Here is a 17788-nt window from a genome sequence, read left to right as displayed (position 1 = left end):
TTCTCTTTTTAAGCCGGCAACCGCTTCCTAAGGAGGTGGTGCGGATGTTAACTGTAAATCAACTTACAATTAAGACCCTCAAAGATAGAATTTTAATCGATCATTTAAGCTTTACCTGTACTGCAGGCGATAAAATTGCGGTGATCGGCGAAGAGGGAAACGGCAAAAGCACGTTGTTTAAAGCAATATGGAATCCAGACTTGATTTCAGAATATACCGTAATGGAAGGTCATATTGACTGCCGCCAAGCCGTGATCGGCTATCTGCCGCAGGCATTGGACGTTCGGTGGTATGAAAGCTCAGGTCTGGATTTTTGTATGCGTGAAACACCTTCAGAAATTCCGGATTATGAAAAAATCGGTGAACTGTATTTGGAACTGGGAAAAGTGGGCGCTGACGCGGCTTTGTTGGAGAGAAAAATGGAACAGCTGAGCGGTGGGGAAAAAGTGAAGCTGCAGCTGGCCAAGCTGCGGCTCAAAGAACCGGATCTGATTCTGATGGATGAGCCGACCAACGATCTCGATTTGGAAACTCTGGATGTCTTGGAACAGTTTATTCTGGAAAGCAGGGCAGCGATTTTATTTGTTTCCCATGATGAAACATTGCTTGAGCATTGCGCTAACGGGATTCTGCATCTGGAACAGATCGTCCGCAAGACTCAGGCCCGGCATACATTTGTGCATTTAGGCTACCGGGATTATGTTTTGCAGCGTGAGGCTTTGGCAAATCGGCAGAACCAGCTGTCTGTGAAAGAACATCAGGAGCACGCCCAACAGATGGAACGTTATCGGCGCTTATATCAAAGCGTTGATCATGCCCTCAATTCCGTGTCCCGCCAACAGCCTCATGCCGCCAAGATGCTCAAGCGGAAAATGCATTCGGTCAAAGCGTTAGGAGAGCGGTTGGAGGAGAAGCCGCTGACCCATAAGTTTGAAGGGGAAGAACAAATTGAATTGTTTTTTGATCCCGAAGTCAGAATCGCAAATTCCCGCAAACAAATCCTGGATTTTCATTTGCCGCAGTTATGGGCGGGAGCACATCTGTGCGCCCACGATGTCCATTTACAAATAGTCGGTCCGCAGAAGATCGCGATCATCGGTCCCAACGGCTGCGGAAAAACCACACTGCTGCGGTTAATCTGGGAACAGTTGAAAGACCGGAAGGATTTGCGGGTGGGATATATGCCGCAGAATTATGAAGAACGGCTGCCGTTATCGCTGAATCCCGTTGACTATCTAAGTGAAGGTCAGGATCAGGCTTTTCGCACGCGGATTCAGAATCATTTGGGTTCGCTGAAATTTACCCCGGAGGAGATGCGTCAGTCCATGGAAGCTTTTTCCAGTGGGCAGAAGGCTAAAATTCTGTTGGTAAAGCTGGTCGTCGATCATAACGACGTGCTGCTTTTGGATGAGCCGACACGAAATTTATCGCCTTTGTCTGCAGGCTTGATCCGCGCCCAGCTGGCCGGTTTTCCCGGCTGTCTTATCGCAGTCAGCCATGACCGCCGCTTTATAGCCGAGGCGGCTCAGCGAATTGTGCGGCTGACACCCCAGGGGCTGGAAGAAGATTCATGGATTGAATTCTAGCCAAATACCGGTTTTTGATTTATACTAATACTGTTATGCAAGGAGGCAGATTATGAAAAATCACATTCTGAAGGGTTTAGTTCTGTTAGGCTGTTGTCTGTTGGCACTGAGCGCCTGCAGTCAGAAGGATAATACACCAGCGCATTATTTGGAAGATCTCAAAGTAGTGGATGTCGATATGAGCGGATATCAGGGCTTCAATGTTGCGGACCATCAGTTCAAACGGGTTACGTTGAAAGAAGCAAACCGGATCTATAAAGAAGGCGGAAGCGGAATTCTTTATTATGGATATACGAGCTGTGCCTGGTGCACGCAGGCGGTTCCGGTGATGAATGAGGTTGCCAAAGAATTGGGACTTACAATCTATTATGTCGATATGGGAACCGACGACGGCAATACCGAGGAAAGCTATAATGAGTTTATTGATACGGTAAAGGATTTCCTGCAAACGGGTGATGATGGCAAACCGGCGCTGTTTGTGCCGCAGGTCTTCGTTGTGAAAAACGGAAAGATCGTCGGCGATCATCTGAGCACGGTTGAATCTTACAGTCCAAGTCAGGGCAATATGACAGACAGCCAGAAAAAAGAGCTGAAAGGCATCTACAAGAAAATGTTTGAAAAACTGAAATAGGATCTGCGTGATCCTTTTCTTTTTCTTATAATACAGCTTGATATCATCGATTTGATTGCCGGAAGCGCTTGTGTGAACAACCTTTCAGCAAGCTGTAAGAAAAACTTAAAGAAAAGCACATAGAAATTGGGTATAATACGTTCAATGTCAGGAGTGTGATCAAAATGAAACGCAGACAGAAACGCAATATGATGCTTTTGGGATTGATCCTGGCCGTACACCTCATTTATATTCTGGCAGGCCTTGGTCTGCGGGAAGCGGGGATTCAACTTAATTTACGATGGCTGTTCTGGAACCTGGGCTTGGCGGTGATGCCGGTTGTCCTGGCAGCGCCGGCTTACTTATTAACTAGCTGGCGCAGACACTGGGGTCCGATTTCCTTAGCGCTGGCGTTAGGCTGGCTGTTGTTTCTGCCGAATGCCTGTTATATGGTTACGGATCTGATTCACTTGGAAGGCTCGCAGCTGATTGGCGGCAACGGCGTTTATCTGCAGAGTCTGTCCGGATGGGTGAGATTGATCTACATCGTCGGCGGAATTTTTCTGGCGCTGGTCGACGGGTTATTTTCGACTTCTCTGATCCATCAGAGCGTAAAATGGCGGAAAAATAAACTGTTTAATTTCTGCTGGATGAGCGGAATCAGCCTGTTATGCGGTTACGGCGTGTACATCGGCCGGTTTCTGCGGCTGAATACGTGGGATGTCCTGCAGCCGAAAACATTGATGACGACGTTGTTAACGAACATTAATAAATTCACCATCTTGTTTTCCTTTATGCTGGCAGCCTTCTATTTTGCGGCTTATTTCATCTTTGATAAACTGATGCGTTCGGAACCCCACGCCTGATCGAAAGATCAGGTTTTCTTATGGCCGCTCAAGAGAGCGATATTCAATCGTAGTCGGGATTCAGTGTCGAAAAAATCTCGACACTGATAAAAATAAGAAGTCCGTCGCTGTGCGAAATCATTCAAAGTTTCCTCTTTAAGCACGTTCAGCAATGAGAATCCAGCCGATCTTCAGTGAATTTTCCTGCTTTCTATCAAAAAAAATAAGTCAGCGGCAAAATTGAATCGAAGTGGCATACTTCCTGCTTATATACTTTAAAAAAGGAGTGAGGAAGGATGAATACTGCTAGTCTGTTTCAGCCGTTAAAAGTCAATTCGCTGATGCTTCCCAACCGAATTATTTCCGCGCCGATGAATGAAGCCTTAACTGTCAAACGTGTCCGCTGCGGAGCGGGGATCTTGATTGCGGGCTGCGGTGGAGTGGATCTGCCCAACGCCTGGTTTGATCCAGGTTATCTCTTTTCCAAAGAACAAGTTCAGAAGACCCGGGAATGGCTGAACTTTATGCGTCAGGGAGGCTCTGCCGTTTCATTGGAAGTCATGCATATGGGCGGCGTAGGCCGCGCAGCCCGGACGCAGGATGTGCTGTGGGGATCCAGCGACGGGGTCAACGCGTATGGTAACCGCGTCAAAGCCATGACGAAAGCAGAAATGGATCAGACCGCTGCCGCTTTTGCGAAAACCTGCAAGGATGCCAAGGAACTGGGGTTCGATCTGGTCATGCTTCATTTTGCGCATGGCTGGCTGCCGGCACAATTTCTCTCGCCGGCTCTGAATCATCGGCAGGATGAATTTGGCGGCAGTCTGGAAAACCGGATGAGGTTTCCGTTAGCCATTGTGAAAGCCGTGCGTGAAGCTGTGGGGCCGGACTATCCGGTGGATCTGCGGATCAGCGCGAAGGAATGGATACCGGGCGGCATGGAGCTGGATGAAGTTTTGACGTTTCTGAAACAGGCTGAGCCGTATCTGGATATGGTGAATATCTCGGCGGGACTGGATATGGACAAGCGGGGCAACATTCATATGGCCACCTCGGCACTGGAGCCGCACGCGGTCAACCGTCAGCTGGCCCGTTCGGTGAAGCAGACTCTTTCGATTCCCGTGGCGCTTGTCGGCGCGATCATGACGCCGCAGGAAGCTGCTTCCGTGCTTGAAGAAGGGGATGCGGATCTCGTCGTTTTGGGCCGGGCGCTTCTGGCCGATGAAGATTGGATCCACAAAGCGCAGCAGGGTCGGGACGATGAGATTGTGCCGTGTCTGCGTTGCGGCAGCTGCATGCACTGGACAACGGATCGGCGTGATCATGGCTGCTCTGTCAATCCTCATTATCGCAATGACAGCTGGATGCCGTCTGAGGATCGGCCGGTTAAAACGGCTCAGCGTGTCGTCGTCATCGGCGGGGGTCCGGCAGGGATGAAAGCCGCGCTGACCGCGGCTAAGCGCGGCCATCACGTTACCTTACTGGAACAAAAATCCCGTCTGGGCGGGGCCCTGACGATCCTGGGTCAGGCTCAGCATAAAGCGGATCTAAGGCGGTACCGCGATTATCTGATCAGCCAGATTGAAAAGTCGACGGTAACTGTCATGCTGAACACGAAGGCAACCCGAGAAAGCATCGCGGCGATGAAACCCGATCATCTGATTTTGGCTCTGGGCGGAAAACCGAGGATTCCGGCGATTCCCGGCATTGAGCGGGGATGGACATATGCACAGATGGATTGCCATGAAGTGCCGAAAGGAACATCAGTTCTGATTCTGGGCGGCGGTGCTGTCGGCTGTGAACTGGCATTATCCTACTGTGAAGCCGGATGTTCCGTGACCTTGGTTGAGCCGGGAGAACAGCTTCACCGCAGTGAAAATCAGCTTGTCGGTTTAGCTCTGGATGAACATCTGAAACACTGTGAAAATTTAAGAATCCGGCTGAATACCCGCTGCCTTGAGATAAAAGCGGACAGCGCCGTGATCGAACAGGAGGGGATCGTTCAGACCATTCCGGCTGCGGTTGTGATTATCTGTACCGGGGTCACACCGTTAAGTCAGGATGCTGACAGCTTTTACGGTCTGACTGCGCATACGTGGAAAATCGGCGATGTGAGACGCCCTAGTAAGATTAAGGATGCGACATTTGACGGCTGGATTGCCGGGAATCAAGATTGAACACGCCTGTTTCTGTCTGCCAGAAAAGAAGCGTAGGGACAGGCTGGATTGATTTCAGCCCAAGATGAGAAAGTCTGCTTATCGGCGGGCTTTTTCTTTATCTTTTCCTTAGGTGTCTGTTTCAAAGGCTGGAAGTCTTCTTGTTCCACTCTTCTAGGAAGTCAGAATGGATACGGCAAAAGCAAAAGAATAGAAAATGTTTGGAAAAGGAATTGACAGAACAGAATGATATATCTATAATGGATATATCTTAAATGGATATATCCATTATAGACTGAGAGGAAAAAGTATGCCGAAACAAGATACGTTTGAAACAGAACAGCTGACCGATGCTGCATTTTACATTCTGTTAGCCTTGATTGAGCCGCTGCATGGCTATGCCATCATGAAGAACATTGAACAGATGACCGGAATTCAGGGAATCATCGGACCGGGGACATTGTATACGCTGCTCAAAAAGATGTGCACCAATGAACTGATATCGCAGACACTGCTGGAAGAAGGCAAAAAGCGTTATGCCTTAACTGAGAAAGGCCGCACACTGCTGCGGCATGAGCTGAAGCGGCGGGAAACCATTGTTGAAGTTGCCCGCAGAATTATGCAGGAGAAAGGAATATAACGAATGAAAAAGAAATGGATCATAGCACAGGGATTAGCGTTTGAGGAAGAACAGGAGAAACTACGGCTGGAGAAGCTGGCTCAGGAAGGCTGGCTGTTTGAAAAAATAGCGCTGAGTGGTTTGTGCTGGGTGTTGGTGCAGGGCGAACCGCAGTTTCGCCAGTATGAGTTCGATTATCTGCCTGCGGATCAGGCCGAGCAGCAGGAATACCTGCAATGGATGGAGGAAGCCGGCTGGCATCTGGCCTTCTGTCAAAGTCCTATCGCGTTGTTCTGGACAACTGAAAAGCAGCCGCCGGTTCATACGGATGCGGCTACGAAACTGGCCTCCTATGCCCCGATAAAACGCCAGTTCAAAAACATCAGCGTGATTTTAGGTCTGTTGTTAATCGGACTATTGATTTCAGGGTTAAAGGGCAAGGGCATCGCCCTGATCTATGTGATTGGACTGGTTTTCTTTGTGATGACGATGATGAGCGCCTCCGGTTATGCAATTCGGATGCAGCTGCTGCAGCGGCAGTTACAGCTGCAGGAAAAAATCCAACCGCAGCTGAGGAAACAAATTATTCTGTGCACAACGTTTGCCCACCTGCTGCTTATTCTGACTGCGCTCTATCTGATGATGATCGCCTATGCACAGAAAGCCATGCCAGTTGGATTGTGGGTTTTGATCGCTCTGCAGTTCAGCGCGGGAGTTGTACTGAAGCTGATCAGCTGGAAACAGCTTAAAGATCTCGGATAAAGAAGAAGTGTCCCACTCAAAAATCAGCCCTATCCTGAATAAAAGACTTGACCTGTCCCCAGCGTCCGGCTGTAAGCTCATACGAAAGGGAGGTTATATGAAAATGTCAGGGATTTGTAATAAATAAAATAAGAAAAATATGATAAAATAAGAAACATAAAATGGGAGGGAGATTTCAATGATTGAAGTCTATCATGTCACAAAAAAATATGGTTCGTTCAAAGCGGTGGATGATTTATCGCTGACAGCGGCCAACGGCCGGATTACGATTCTTCTGGGGCCTAACGGAGCCGGAAAATCAACGACGATTAAAAGCATTGCCGGCCTGCTTAAATTTGACGGCAAGATTCTGATTGATGGCTTTGCGAATCAGTCGATTGAGGCCAAGCGGCGGTTCGGTTATATTCCGGAAACGCCGGTTCTGTATGATCAGCTGACAATGGAGGAACACATCCGTTTCATCAGCCGAGCCTATAAAGCTCCGCAGGGGGAAGAACGGGCGCAGGCGTTGTTAAACCGTTTGGAATTGGCAGACAAGACGAAGAAAACGGCGCGTGAACTGTCGAAGGGCATGTCGCAGAAGTTGTCGATGGTGCTGGCGCTGCTGGCAGATCCCGATTCCATTCTGATTGACGAGCCGATGATTGGGCTGGATCCGGCTGCGATTGAAACCGTGCTGCAGCTGCTGAAAGAGCTGCGTGATCAAGGTAAGAGTATTTTGATTTCAACCCATATCATTGATATGTTCGAGTCCTTGTGGGACGAGGCCTATATTCTGCATCAGGGCAAAATTGTTCGGCAGGTTCGCCGCGAGGAATTGGGCGAGCAATCGCTGAAAGAAATCTTCTTTGACTGCACGCAGGGAGAACAGGGATGAGTGCGCTGAGCTATCTGTTTTTTGTCAAGCTCAAAGCGCAGATCCGGCGGCTGTTTTCCAAGCCGTCTTCAGCGATCATCACCTTGCTGATCATCGGTTTTTTCGGTTTTTCCATCTATTCGGCGGTGGCGAATCGGGAAGTGATGTCAGCGATGATGAATGTTCAGTCAGTGCAGGGCTGGATGATGCTGTTCTGCGGTTATGTGCTGTTTTTAATGACGATTATGATTCTGCAGAAACGTACCGCGATCGTAACCCGGGATGATGCTCAGTTTATCTTTGCCGGCCCGTTTACCCGTCGGCAGACCTTGGCTTATCTTTTGATCGAAACCGTGGAAGGCAGTCTGATCTATGCGCTGATCGCCGTTGTTTATATTTTAATGATGATGAGTTCAACGGTCATTCTGACAGTGCCTTTGATCCTTTCGCTGATTCTCAGCAGTTTGCTGATGTTCTATTTTGCCTTTGCTCTTTTTACCTGGTTTTATTTTCTTGAAATGGTCAATCCGCGAGCACGATGGATTAAATATGGCTTCCTGGCCGTTCTGTTAAGCTTCATTGCTTTAATTGCAGTGCGCAACTTCGGCTTTGACGGCGGCGGGATCGAAAGCACGATCACCCGTTTTGTTGCCGATCCGCTGTTTAACTGGGTGCCGGTCTTCGGCTGGTGCAAGATGGCGCTGGTCGGTTTAGTCAGCCAGGATCTGACGGCGTGTCTGATCGGCTTTGCGGCTACGTTTGTGGTCTGCGGCGGATTGACATTCCTGATTCTGAATGTGAAGGGTGATTTTTATGAACAGGCGATTATGGACGCTGAGTGGATCAGCGAACTGCGTCAGAATGCGCGGGCGCATCGCTCTCAAGGCAATATCAATGAGAAGGTTGTCTCTGTGGGCAAAGCTCATTTTGGCAGCGGAGCTCAGGCGCTGGTTTCCAAAAACATTCTGATTCTGCGCAAGACTCGACGCTTGTTGTCGCTGCAGGAAGGAATTATGATTCTGATCTATCTAGGAATTGTCTGGATGAACGGTCAGGGTTTTGGATTTTATCAGTTCTTTATTTTAATCGTCCTGTTTACCAGTGCGACGACAGATCGGATCGCTCAGGATCTGCGGGTGTTCTATCTCTATTTGATTCCTGATCGGCCAATAAAAAAACTGGCAGCGCTGATGGTGCCGTCGATGCTGCATATGGCAGCGGTAGTCTTTGCCTCATTGGTCCTCTGTCCGCTGGTGCTGGGGGCTGGTTGGGAAGAAATGATCTCCGCGGCCTTCATGATGATCGGTTTTGGCTGGCTGTTTCTCAGCGTTTCCCTGGTTTGTCTGCGCTTAATGAAGAGCCGCTCTACGCCCTTTATGGAACAGATGATCAAAATGTTCCTGAGCCTGATCCTCGTCATTCCTTATGGGATTACGGTTGTCGGATTGATGTTTGGATTGGGACTGCCGGGACTTCTTGCCCAGCTGGTGGGGTTATTGGTCAATGGCATCGTCGGCTTTGTCTGTCTGATTCTGGCGGCCCCGCTGTTGTCCGGCAATAACCTGATGGCGGACTAAATTGCTTTGTATGAAATGAAAAACAAGGAGATCGGAAGAACGCTGCAGATGAGGCAGCGGACTTCCGATCTTTTTGTTAAATTGGCGGGTATTTCTGCAAACAAATAAGAACCTTATGGATTAAAGCCCTGTTTTTTACCTTGTTGGCCTGCTGAATATGCTATACTAAGCTGCAGATCAGCGGTTTGCATTCAGAGATTTTGCTGTGAAAATCTATGTTTTATAACTTTTTTTGAATATAAAAGTGCTGGATATTTTATTGAGATTTGTGACTTTGCTGAGCGGTAATGAATGAAAAATAGACTTAGATTGTAGGAGAATACTTCGGGACAAAACAACTCGTGAAATTCTAAATCCGGTGGAGGAAGCCTTAATGACATTAGAACACATTCTGCAGCAGCTGCATTGTAATGCTGATATCGAAGCGGCAGTTTATAAACAAATTCGAGCCAACGAAAATTCAATTCAGGAAAAAGCCAAATTCGCTTACGCGGGAGAACTTCCGGAATTTCCACTCTGCAAATGGGATCCCTTGACAAGACTTTCTGTGGTTATATATCTGCTGCAGCAAAAGGTTGAAGAATATCGAGCTGACAAGATTCCGGATCCTATTATATTGAATACTTTCAGAGATGTTTCGCTGCGGGCAAATTTATATTTTGAGAAGACGAAGAAAGCGGGCATTTCAGAAGCCGATGTGATCTGGTTCCGGCATCTTATGAACGTCAATATTTTTAAGATCGGATCACTGCAGTTTCAGTCCTTTGAAATGATTTATTTAGATGAAGAAACACTGGGCGAAGCTTATATGCAGTTTTCCCAAGCGCAGAAGATTAAACTGCCTGCCGGAACACCTGTAATAAACTGTCATGTTCAGCAAGGGACGGATTTGTGCAAGAGATCGGTGGAGGCCAGTTTTTCAGAAGCCTTAACTTTCTTTCATCAGTATTATTCCTCTCTCGATTTCAAGGCTTTTCTTTGTTACAGCTGGCTGTTATATCCGCCGATGATGAAGCTTTTGAAAGAGAATTCCAACATAAAATATTTTGCCGAAAAGTTTACGATCATCAGTTCGTGCAGCGACAGCGAACAGGCTGAACAATATTTATTCTCAGGCTATTCAAAACATACGACGTCATTGCAGGAAACATGGAGTCAAGATAAAACGTATTTTGGATATGCCTGCGGAATAATCGAGATTTAAATTATTCTTTTCGCCGTCTGCCGAATTGAGGGAAATCTGATATCCCTCTGCGATCCAGCTCAGAACAATAAAAAAACAGCGCTGAAGAAGATCAAACCGGTGATCCTCTTGCGGGCTGTTTTTAACATCCATAGTTTCATTCATCCCTGCAGGACGTTTGACAATTGGCTGCAGGAAGAGGAAGACAGAAAGCTGCTGCGAAGCGGATGGAAGAATAAAAGCGCTGGATGAGCTGGATCAATGCACAAAGCTCTATCCGTTTTTCGGTGTGGCCGAAGCCGTTGGAGCAGGGGAAGGAGTCGTTTGCCCGGATACTGACGGAGATGGCGAAGGCATCCTCTTTGTTCTGTCTGCCGGACCATCCAAAGGATTGACAAAGCTGTCTATCTTCCATACGCCCTGTTCTTTTTTTAAGATGAATTCAGAGGTTTCCTCGATTGGATTTCCATCCACCAGCCAAGAAGAGGCGGCATCAAATACCAGCTGATCCTCATCCTGATTAGTTAAGGTAAATTCCGTTTTGGTGTATTGCCAGTCGGTGACCGTTGGATCGCCGACCCAGCTGACCTGATCACCGTTTGTGACAATTCGCTGGCCAAAGGCCGAGGCTTCCATACTCTGCCGGCCCTGCGCGGTAAAGAAAGCATCCATGATCTGTGCATAGTTTAAAATTTCAATTTGCTGATCTTCATCTGCGGCATCCAGTATGAAATAATTTGAGGAACCCTGACACAGTTCCAGAATCAGTTCCATGCCTGCCCGGACCTTTTCCAGCGGATCATCGCTGACCTTGATTTCCAGGGTGAACTCTACGGCGTTGCCGGAGGAATCCTGAAACCTTGCCGGCAGGGAATACGTACCCGGTGTGGTGTAATCGACATCATTGATCAGCCAGCGGAAGTTTTTAGCCAGCGTTGACTCACGGTTGAAATTATCATGCAGCTGGATCCCAGCCGTCTTAACGGTCAGTTCAGGTGTTTCCCCGACCAGAAAAACCGGCGGCTGAACCGGCAGTACGTAAGTCGGCGATGTTTGATCGACGGTTGTGACTTTCAAGGTCTTAATGTCATAATACCCATTTTTATCCACCGCCTTGATTTTAATATAGGATGTTCCCAGCAGGGAATTGTTGGCATTGTTGAGAAAGACGACATTTTCATCCGGCAGCTCGTTGCCCTGGCTGTCCACGGCTTTAAAATACGCCCGCAGGACATCTTCCGAAAAGTCCGGCTGATTGACCTCGATGACGGCTTCTTCTAAAATGGTGATCTGCGGCGGTCCAGGATTTTCAACGCGCTTGCTGCAGCCGCTGATCAGCAGGCATAAAATCAGCACCCCTGTTTTTTTCATTTTTTGAAAGCCTCCTTTCTTTAGTTTAATTCCGTTGATTTTAATGATTGATCTTATTTTATCATATTCTGTGCCGGGCCCTTTCAATCTTCACCAATTCGTAAAAGAATTGAAAGAAATCGCGGAAAAGACCAAAACTTGTCGAGGCTTCTTCCAGGCAAAGGCATTGTCACTTTTTCCTGATTCTGGTAAACTGATAATAAGAAGGTGAAACCATGCAGGAAATCACAATGTTTATATTGAAGAATTGCCCCTACTGCCGTCAGGCCTTGAAGGATCTTGACGCTTTGCTTGCCGATCCGCGTTATCAGAACCTTCGGATCACCAAGATTGATGAAGGTGAAAATCCCGAACTGGCTGATCAATACGATTATTATTATGTCCCAACCTTTTATCTGGGGGCGCAGAAGAAACTGGAAGGTGCTCTGACGCGGGCGCAGATTCAGGCGCTGCTGGACGAAGCGGCTGCCGGATAACGATGAAGGTTATGGATTGGCTGTTTCGCAGAGAGGTGCTGACCGATCAGGAAATTGATCTGGTTAAGGTCATGGAGGTCAAAAAGGGGGCCGGACGCAATGATGTGCCGTCGGTTGTTTTTGAAATCCGCGAACATGGAAAGCATACCGCTGTGGGGCGCTGCGATCTGCGGATGGGCATGAACGAGGAATTATATTATGCCGGGCAGATTGGATATACGGTATATCCGATGTACCGCGGGCATCATTATGCCCTGAAAGCCTGCCGGCTGTTGTTTCAGCTGGCCAAGCAGAAATACGGAATGGATAAACTGATCATTACCTGCAATCCGGATAATTGGCCCTCGCGTCGGACTTTGGAAGAACTGAACGGGACCTTGAAGGCCATTGTCGACGTACCGAAAGATCATTATCTTTATCAGTATGGCGACGTTCAGAAGTGTATTTTCGAATATCAACTGTGACCGGCGGTAAAGCCGGTTCTTTTTTTACCGCGCGTCATCCATCTGATTCTGGGAATGATTAGAATCCCAGCTGCAAAGCATGACCGGATTTTTCCAGATGACATCTTAAGAAAGTCTTTCGTGCAAATAAGTTCAGATTTCGTTATAATATGACGTATTGAGGGGTGAAAGCATGCCGGATTTTAATCTTCATACGCATACTGCCCGATGCCATCATGCCATCGGAACGGATGAGGCCTATGTTCAGGCGGCCATCAAGGCAGGCTTGAAAGTCCTGGGATTCAGCGATCACTGTCCCTTTGAGAGCTTAATTGATCAGCGCGATCGGATGAATATTGAGGAGAAAGCAGGCTATCTGGAATCCATCGCCAGCCTGAAGCAAAAATATCAGGATCAGATTATGATTCTTTCAGGCTTTGAATTTGAATATTTTCCATCGCTGCGCCAAGAATTACAGCAGCGCCGTGAGGAAACAGATTATCTGATCATCGGCAATCATTATCTAACGCCTGGGGGTGTTGATTTCTGTGATGCGGCTGAGGATGAAAGCGTTCTGCTTTATGCCCAACGAATTGCCATGGCGCTGAAGGAAGGGCTGGCTGACTATGTCGCTCATCCCGAATATTTTATGCTGAGCCGCGATCATTGGTCGTCAGCCTGCGATGAAGCGGCGCGGATCATCTGTGAAGCGGCAAGCCGGACTCAGGTGCCGCTGGAAATCAATCTGAAGGGAATGCAGCATGGCCGGCTGGCGTATCGTGAAGGCTGGCGCTACGCTTATCCTTGGGCGCGGTTTTGGGAAATTGCCGGAGCGTATGGCTGCACCGCAGTTTATGGGATGGATGCACATGCACCTGAACATTTTGAGTTGATGGCAAAACGGATAGAGGAAGTTCAGTCCTTTCTTGATCTGTCCGGTGTGCGGGTCGTCGAGCAGTGGGCTGATCTGCGGCTGGGAAAGAAGGAACGTTAATGAAAAAACTGCTGAATATCATGGCGAACCGTCTTTTCATTGTGGCGGTTTTAATCTTGCTTCAATTAGGTCTGATCATTGGTGTAATGGTCAGTCTGTCGGGGTTTAAGCTCGTCAGCAATCTGCTTCGTTTTCTCAATTTCTTTTTGATCATTTACATTGTCAACCGTCAGGAAAATCCATCCTATAAGCTGGCCTGGATTATTCTGGTTTTGGTTTTTCCGCTGTTCGGCGGATTATTTTATCTGATGTTCGGCGGACGGAAAATGCCGAAAGCTCTGCGGCGGGAAGCGATGATCGAAGCGGCCCGAACGCATCCGGTTCTGCCGCGCAATGAGAAAATTCTGGCGGAGATCGAAGGTCAGGATGAACAGGCTGCCAAACAGTTCCGCTATGTTGTCAACAACGCTTATTATCCGGTATATAAGAATACGGAAGCGACCTATTGTCCGACCGGTGAAATCAAATTCTGGCACATGCTGGAAGAATTAAAAAAAGCCGAGCGGTATATCTTTCTGGAATACTTTATCATTGACAACGGCATCATGTGGGATTCAATTCTGGAAATCCTGATTGAAAAGGTGAAGCAGGGCGTTGATGTGCGGGTCATGTATGACGATGCAGGCTGTGTCTATACGCTGCCGGCGAATTACCGTAAAATCCTGGAAAAGCTGGGCATCCGCTGTGCGGTCTTTAATCCGTTAAAAGCACAGCTGGTGATTCAGATGAACAACCGTGATCACCGCAAAATCTGTGTGATCGACGGCAAGGTCGGGTTTGTCGGAGGCATCAACCTGGCAGATGAGTATATCAATGCCTATGAGAAATACGGGCATTGGAAAGACACCGCTGTGATGCTCAAAGGCGATGCGGTCTGGAGCTTGACCGTCATGTTTCTGCAGTTCTGGAATTTTGTTTACAAGGCGATGCCGCCGAGCAATTACGACGATTACTGGCCCGTCTATAAGCCGGAGGAACAGCCGGTCAGCGACGGTTATATCCAGCCGTTTTCCGACAGTCCGACGGATGAGGAAGAAGTTGGGGCAACCATTCACTTCAACATCATCAATCAGGCACGACATTATGTTTACATCCATACTCCCTATCTGATCATCGGTTATGAAATGCAGCGGGCTTTGGAAACGGCGGCTAAGGCTGGCGTCGATGTGCGCATCACCGTGCCGCATGTTCCGGATAAAAAACTGGTCTTTATGGTCACCCGTGCCAATTACGAACCGTTGTTAAAAGCCGGGGTTAAAATTTATGAATACACGCCAGGTTTTATTCATTCCAAATCGTTTGTCAGTGATGATGAGATCGGCTTGTGCGGGACGACCAATATGGATTACCGCAGCTATTACCTGCATTTTGAATGCGGCGTACTGACCTATAAGAGTTCGATTATCAAAGAGATGAAGCAGGATTATCTCGATACGCTGAAAGATTGCTGCGAGATCACGCTGGAGGACTGCCGCAAGACGCCGGCGGTTGTGCGCTTAATCCGGGCGGTACTGAATCTGTTTGCGCCGATGATGTAGCTGCAGCTTTCATTCTGTCCGATTGGAGATAAAAAAAGCGAAGAAAAATAAAAATTTCCGGAGGATCAGCTCAGAAAATCGATTAAGATGCTGAAAAAGGAGTCGGATATGGAAAAGGTTGAGGTCAGCTTTCATCCCTGCGGGGCTGCGGTCACGTTAAAATATGTTGTGATCGTTCTGTTTAATGCGGATCAGGTGCTGTTAGTGCGGCATCATCTCAGAACTACTTGGGAAATACCGGGCGGGCACCTTGAACTGGGGGAAACACCCATGCAGGCTGCCGAACGTGAGCTGTGGGAAGAAACCGGCATCACCGAGGCCCATTTAGAACCTCTGTGTATTTATACTGTCCATCAACAGGAAAAAAGCGACAGCGGCATGCTTTATTGGGGAATCGGCGGGATTTCAGGTCCGCTGCCTGAGTTTGAGATCGCTCAGACGGATTGGTTTGCGCAGCTCCCTGCTGAACTGACGTATCCGGACATTCAGCCGCTTTTATATCAGGCTTGTGCCGCTGCCAGGGCAAAGGCGGCAGATAAAGAGACAATGAAATGCTTGCAGTGAAGTTTATTACCTTATGAAGAATAGAAACAGTCTGATCCGCAGACTGTTTTTACGTTTTTGTCATGAAACCGCTGTTTTTTGAGCGTTAAATGTCAGCTTTTTCTTTGTTATAAAAACTTTTTCTGCAATCGAAGGCGGCTTGCCATTCTGTATAATGTTCACAGAAAGATGAGGATAATGGAAATGAGAAAAAGATTGGTTTTCAGAGTTGACGATTTAGGTTATACCCCCGCTTATGATATGGGAGCTTACCGTGCCTTTGACTGCGGCGTTGCTTCTTCGGCCGACGTCATGTTTGATTCCCCTGATACGATAGCGGCATTGCATTGGTTAAAGGACAAGCCATGGCTGTCCATCGGTTGGCATCGCCACCTGTGGGAAAGTCCGGTTTTGCCGCCTGAAGAAGTTCCTTCTTTAGTTGATGAAAAAGGCCGGTTTAAATGGGGACATCGGCATCCGGAACGGATGCAGGAAGCAACCTATGAAGAGGCGTTCAAAGAATTTGACGCCCAGATGAAGCTTTGTTACAGCATTTTAGGGAAATATCCAGATGTTGCCAATGTTAAAAACAGCGATCTGCCTCTGGAAAAGGCATTTAAAGCCATTGTGGAAAAATACGGCATCGCATACAATATCTTTTCCAGTGCTCCGGATCATCGTCATCCCATGGTTTGTGACCCTCAATACAAGGACCTGCGCTACTATTCTTCCGGTTTAGCGACCAATTCCAGTTATAAGCTGGAAGATTTCAAGGATTACAATCCACTGGAAAAAATGATGTCGCTGCAATGGACGGAAGCGGAAGAGGTCTTTCTGTACGGTTGGCATCCTGGTTATTGTGACGATCATATCATGGAAGAATCGACGTGCAACATCCATCGATGCAAAGAGCTGCAGGCGTGTACCAGTGAAACCTTTAAAAACTGGATTATTGAAAATCAGATTGAACTGGTCAATCAGCGCGATGTTCTCAACGGAACCCATGAATTTCAGGATCATCTGAAGGCCATTGGCAGCCCGCTGTGGATTGGCAATTTCAAATAAGAAGGGGACAATGCCGCCAGCTTGTCGAAGTTGGCGGAAAAAGTGCCGGAAAGACTTGCATCTTCATCCAAACTTTGGTATATTGAACATACTTCTTGAGGGAGTAGTTTGCGTGGAAAGAATCCGCGTGTCAAATCAACACAATGGCGCTTTGCCGCCTGGTTTGGCTTAATGAACAAGACTCAAGCATAGGCTTTAACGAGCTTATGCTTGGGTCTTTTTTTAGGAAGAAAGAGGGAATACTGATGGATGCAAATGTTATGGATGCGGCAACGCTGATCATGCTGGCGGTGGGGTTGGCTATGGATGCTTTTGCGGTGTCAATCACCGATGGTTTATGTTATGAGAACTTTCATCGCAAGGAAGCGCTGATGACTTCCGGAGCTTTTGGATTATTTCAGGGACTCATGCCGCTGATCGGATATTTCTGCGGCCGGATGTTCAGCGATGCGATCGCTTCGATTGATCACTGGATCGCTTTGATCTTATTGGGGGTGATTGGTCTGAATATGATCAAAGAAGCCTGGCAGGAAAGTCATGAACCGGAATGTGTGGAATGTTCAGGCAAGACGCTGACCTTGCCTACGATTTTGATGCAGGCGGTTGCGACAAGTATTGACGCGCTGGCCGTGGGTATCAGCTTTGCGGTGATTCACGTCAATATTTTTACAGCCTGTCTATTGATTTGCGGGATTACATTCGGGTTAAGTCTGATCGGGGCTGCGGCTGGAAAACGCTTTGGCTCAATGGTCAAAGAAAAGGCCCGTGTTTTGGGCGGCGTGATTCTGATCTTGATCGGTCTGCGAATTTTTGTCGAACACATGTTCTTTTAATTCCGCCATGTTTCTGTAATGCGGCAAAGAGCTTCTTTTCCGAGGGGAAAGGAGCTTTTTTATCTATTAGGAAATTGCATCAAAACGGGCAGTGAATTCAAATGAGTTGAATAACTCAAACGAATCTTATAGAAAAGAAAAATGACCTAAAAGGTCGCATTGAAAAGAGAAATGAGAGAGGAGTGGAAGGATAGATTATTCCTGAGCGAATTGGCCTAAGACATCGACAGGGATCATGACAGAATCACATTGGATACAGTAGGCGCGGAAGTATTGAATACCCCGATAAGAAATAAGATCACAAACTTCTTCAGCGATATTGATTTCCATC

17 protein-coding genes are annotated in these 17788 nt (G+C 47.7%); 16 read left to right on the top strand and 1 reads right to left on the bottom strand.

Annotated features, from left to right (window positions below; all coding sequences use genetic code 11):
* Positions 1–44 precede the first annotated feature (44 nt).
* The 9 genes from BN162_RS06200 (at position 45) to BN162_RS06160 (ending at position 10215) form a co-directional block, all read left to right on the top strand.
* On the top strand, positions 45–1586 hold the full coding sequence (locus tag BN162_RS06200) for an ATP-binding cassette domain-containing protein (protein WP_020224220.1): 1542 nt from the start codon (positions 45–47) through the stop codon (positions 1584–1586).
* A gap of 52 nt (positions 1587–1638) precedes the next feature.
* On the top strand, positions 1639–2217 hold the full coding sequence (locus BN162_RS06195) for a TlpA family protein disulfide reductase (protein WP_020224219.1): 579 nt from the start codon (positions 1639–1641) through the stop codon (positions 2215–2217).
* A 164-nt stretch (positions 2218–2381) separates the two neighbouring features.
* A complete protein-coding gene (locus BN162_RS06190; RefSeq protein WP_020224218.1) occupies positions 2382–3062 on the top strand; it encodes a DUF1361 domain-containing protein in 681 nt (226 codons plus the stop codon).
* Positions 3063–3337: 275 nt separating this feature from the next.
* Positions 3338–5218 carry an FAD-dependent oxidoreductase gene (locus BN162_RS06185; protein WP_020224217.1) on the top strand — a complete coding sequence of 627 codons (1881 nt, stop codon included), beginning with the start codon at positions 3338–3340 and terminating at the stop codon, positions 5216–5218.
* A gap of 289 nt (positions 5219–5507) precedes the next feature.
* A complete protein-coding gene (locus BN162_RS06180) occupies positions 5508–5837 on the top strand; it encodes a PadR family transcriptional regulator (RefSeq protein ID WP_020224216.1) in 330 nt (109 codons plus the stop codon).
* A gap of 3 nt (positions 5838–5840) precedes the next feature.
* Complete coding sequence (locus tag BN162_RS06175; RefSeq protein ID WP_020224215.1) at positions 5841–6578, top strand: DUF2812 domain-containing protein; 738 nt, start codon at positions 5841–5843, stop codon at positions 6576–6578.
* A 178-nt stretch (positions 6579–6756) separates the two neighbouring features.
* Positions 6757–7455, top strand: a complete 699-nt coding sequence (locus tag BN162_RS06170; protein ID WP_020224214.1) for an ABC transporter ATP-binding protein — start codon at positions 6757–6759, stop codon at positions 7453–7455.
* Positions 7452–9011 (top strand): putative ABC exporter domain-containing protein, encoded by a 1560-nt coding sequence (locus tag BN162_RS06165; protein ID WP_020224213.1) that lies wholly within the window; start codon positions 7452–7454, stop codon positions 9009–9011. Before BN162_RS06170 ends, BN162_RS06165 begins: the two co-directional genes overlap by 4 nt.
* A 373-nt stretch (positions 9012–9384) precedes the next feature.
* A complete protein-coding gene (locus tag BN162_RS06160; protein ID WP_020224212.1) occupies positions 9385–10215 on the top strand; it encodes an acyltransferase domain-containing protein in 831 nt (276 codons plus the stop codon).
* Positions 10216–10467: 252 nt separating this feature from the next.
* Here BN162_RS06160 and BN162_RS06155 read toward each other — a convergent pair whose 3' ends face one another.
* Positions 10468–11565 carry a hypothetical protein gene (locus BN162_RS06155; protein WP_020224211.1) on the bottom strand — a complete coding sequence of 366 codons (1098 nt, stop codon included), beginning with the start codon at positions 11563–11565 and terminating at the stop codon, positions 10468–10470.
* Positions 11566–11780: 215 nt separating this feature from the next.
* Here BN162_RS06155 and BN162_RS06150 point away from each other — a divergent pair, with 215 nt between their 5' ends.
* From BN162_RS06150 to BN162_RS06120, 7 genes are all read left to right on the top strand, one after another.
* Positions 11781–12041, top strand: coding sequence for a thioredoxin family protein (locus tag BN162_RS06150; RefSeq protein WP_020224210.1), 261 nt, complete (start codon positions 11781–11783; stop codon positions 12039–12041).
* Between the two features lie 11 nt (positions 12042–12052).
* Positions 12053–12505 carry a GNAT family N-acetyltransferase gene (locus BN162_RS06145; RefSeq protein WP_020224209.1) on the top strand — a complete coding sequence of 151 codons (453 nt, stop codon included), beginning with the start codon at positions 12053–12055 and terminating at the stop codon, positions 12503–12505.
* A 172-nt stretch (positions 12506–12677) separates the two neighbouring features.
* The gene (locus BN162_RS06140; RefSeq protein ID WP_020224208.1) at positions 12678–13478 is read left to right on the top strand and encodes a histidinol-phosphatase; all 801 of its coding nucleotides are present in this window, start codon (positions 12678–12680) and stop codon (positions 13476–13478) included.
* The gene (cls, locus tag BN162_RS06135) at positions 13478–15016 is read left to right on the top strand and encodes a cardiolipin synthase (protein WP_020224207.1); all 1539 of its coding nucleotides are present in this window, start codon (positions 13478–13480) and stop codon (positions 15014–15016) included. The genes BN162_RS06140 and cls overlap by 1 nt, the downstream gene beginning before the upstream one ends.
* A gap of 108 nt (positions 15017–15124) precedes the next feature.
* The gene (locus BN162_RS06130) at positions 15125–15580 is read left to right on the top strand and encodes an NUDIX hydrolase (RefSeq protein WP_187120160.1); all 456 of its coding nucleotides are present in this window, start codon (positions 15125–15127) and stop codon (positions 15578–15580) included.
* 183 nt (positions 15581–15763) lie between these two features.
* The gene (locus BN162_RS06125; protein ID WP_020224205.1) at positions 15764–16624 is read left to right on the top strand and encodes a ChbG/HpnK family deacetylase; all 861 of its coding nucleotides are present in this window, start codon (positions 15764–15766) and stop codon (positions 16622–16624) included.
* Between the two features lie 245 nt (positions 16625–16869).
* Positions 16870–17457 (top strand): manganese efflux pump MntP, encoded by a 588-nt coding sequence (locus tag BN162_RS06120; protein WP_020224204.1) that lies wholly within the window; start codon positions 16870–16872, stop codon positions 17455–17457.
* Positions 17458–17788: the final 331 nt, after the last annotated feature.

The organism is Holdemania massiliensis AP2 (assembly GCF_000327285.1).
Lineage (GTDB): Bacteria > Bacillota_I > Bacilli_A > Erysipelotrichales > Erysipelotrichaceae > Holdemania > Holdemania massiliensis.
The sequence above is the reverse complement of the archived record's forward strand: the minus strand, read 5'-3'. Positions and strand labels throughout refer to the sequence as shown.

Coding starts and splice junctions, on each gene's coding strand:
- BN162_RS06200 (WP_020224220.1), top strand. CDS start 45: ATGTTAACTGTAAATCAACTTACAATTAAGACCCTCAAAGATAGAATT.
- BN162_RS06195 (WP_020224219.1), top strand. CDS start 1,639: ATGAAAAATCACATTCTGAAGGGTTTAGTTCTGTTAGGCTGTTGTCTG.
- BN162_RS06190 (WP_020224218.1), top strand. CDS start 2,382: ATGAAACGCAGACAGAAACGCAATATGATGCTTTTGGGATTGATCCTG.
- BN162_RS06185 (WP_020224217.1), top strand. CDS start 3,338: ATGAATACTGCTAGTCTGTTTCAGCCGTTAAAAGTCAATTCGCTGATG.
- BN162_RS06180 (WP_020224216.1), top strand. CDS start 5,508: ATGCCGAAACAAGATACGTTTGAAACAGAACAGCTGACCGATGCTGCA.
- BN162_RS06175 (WP_020224215.1), top strand. CDS start 5,841: ATGAAAAAGAAATGGATCATAGCACAGGGATTAGCGTTTGAGGAAGAA.
- BN162_RS06170 (WP_020224214.1), top strand. CDS start 6,757: ATGATTGAAGTCTATCATGTCACAAAAAAATATGGTTCGTTCAAAGCG.
- BN162_RS06165 (WP_020224213.1), top strand. CDS start 7,452: ATGAGTGCGCTGAGCTATCTGTTTTTTGTCAAGCTCAAAGCGCAGATC.
- BN162_RS06160 (WP_020224212.1), top strand. CDS start 9,385: ATGACATTAGAACACATTCTGCAGCAGCTGCATTGTAATGCTGATATC.
- BN162_RS06155 (WP_020224211.1), bottom strand. CDS start 11,565: ATGAAAAAAACAGGGGTGCTGATTTTATGCCTGCTGATCAGCGGCTGC.
- BN162_RS06150 (WP_020224210.1), top strand. CDS start 11,781: ATGCAGGAAATCACAATGTTTATATTGAAGAATTGCCCCTACTGCCGT.
- BN162_RS06145 (WP_020224209.1), top strand. CDS start 12,053: ATGGATTGGCTGTTTCGCAGAGAGGTGCTGACCGATCAGGAAATTGAT.
- BN162_RS06140 (WP_020224208.1), top strand. CDS start 12,678: ATGCCGGATTTTAATCTTCATACGCATACTGCCCGATGCCATCATGCC.
- cls (WP_020224207.1), top strand. CDS start 13,478: ATGAAAAAACTGCTGAATATCATGGCGAACCGTCTTTTCATTGTGGCG.
- BN162_RS06130 (WP_187120160.1), top strand. CDS start 15,125: ATGGAAAAGGTTGAGGTCAGCTTTCATCCCTGCGGGGCTGCGGTCACG.
- BN162_RS06125 (WP_020224205.1), top strand. CDS start 15,764: ATGAGAAAAAGATTGGTTTTCAGAGTTGACGATTTAGGTTATACCCCC.
- BN162_RS06120 (WP_020224204.1), top strand. CDS start 16,870: ATGGATGCAAATGTTATGGATGCGGCAACGCTGATCATGCTGGCGGTG.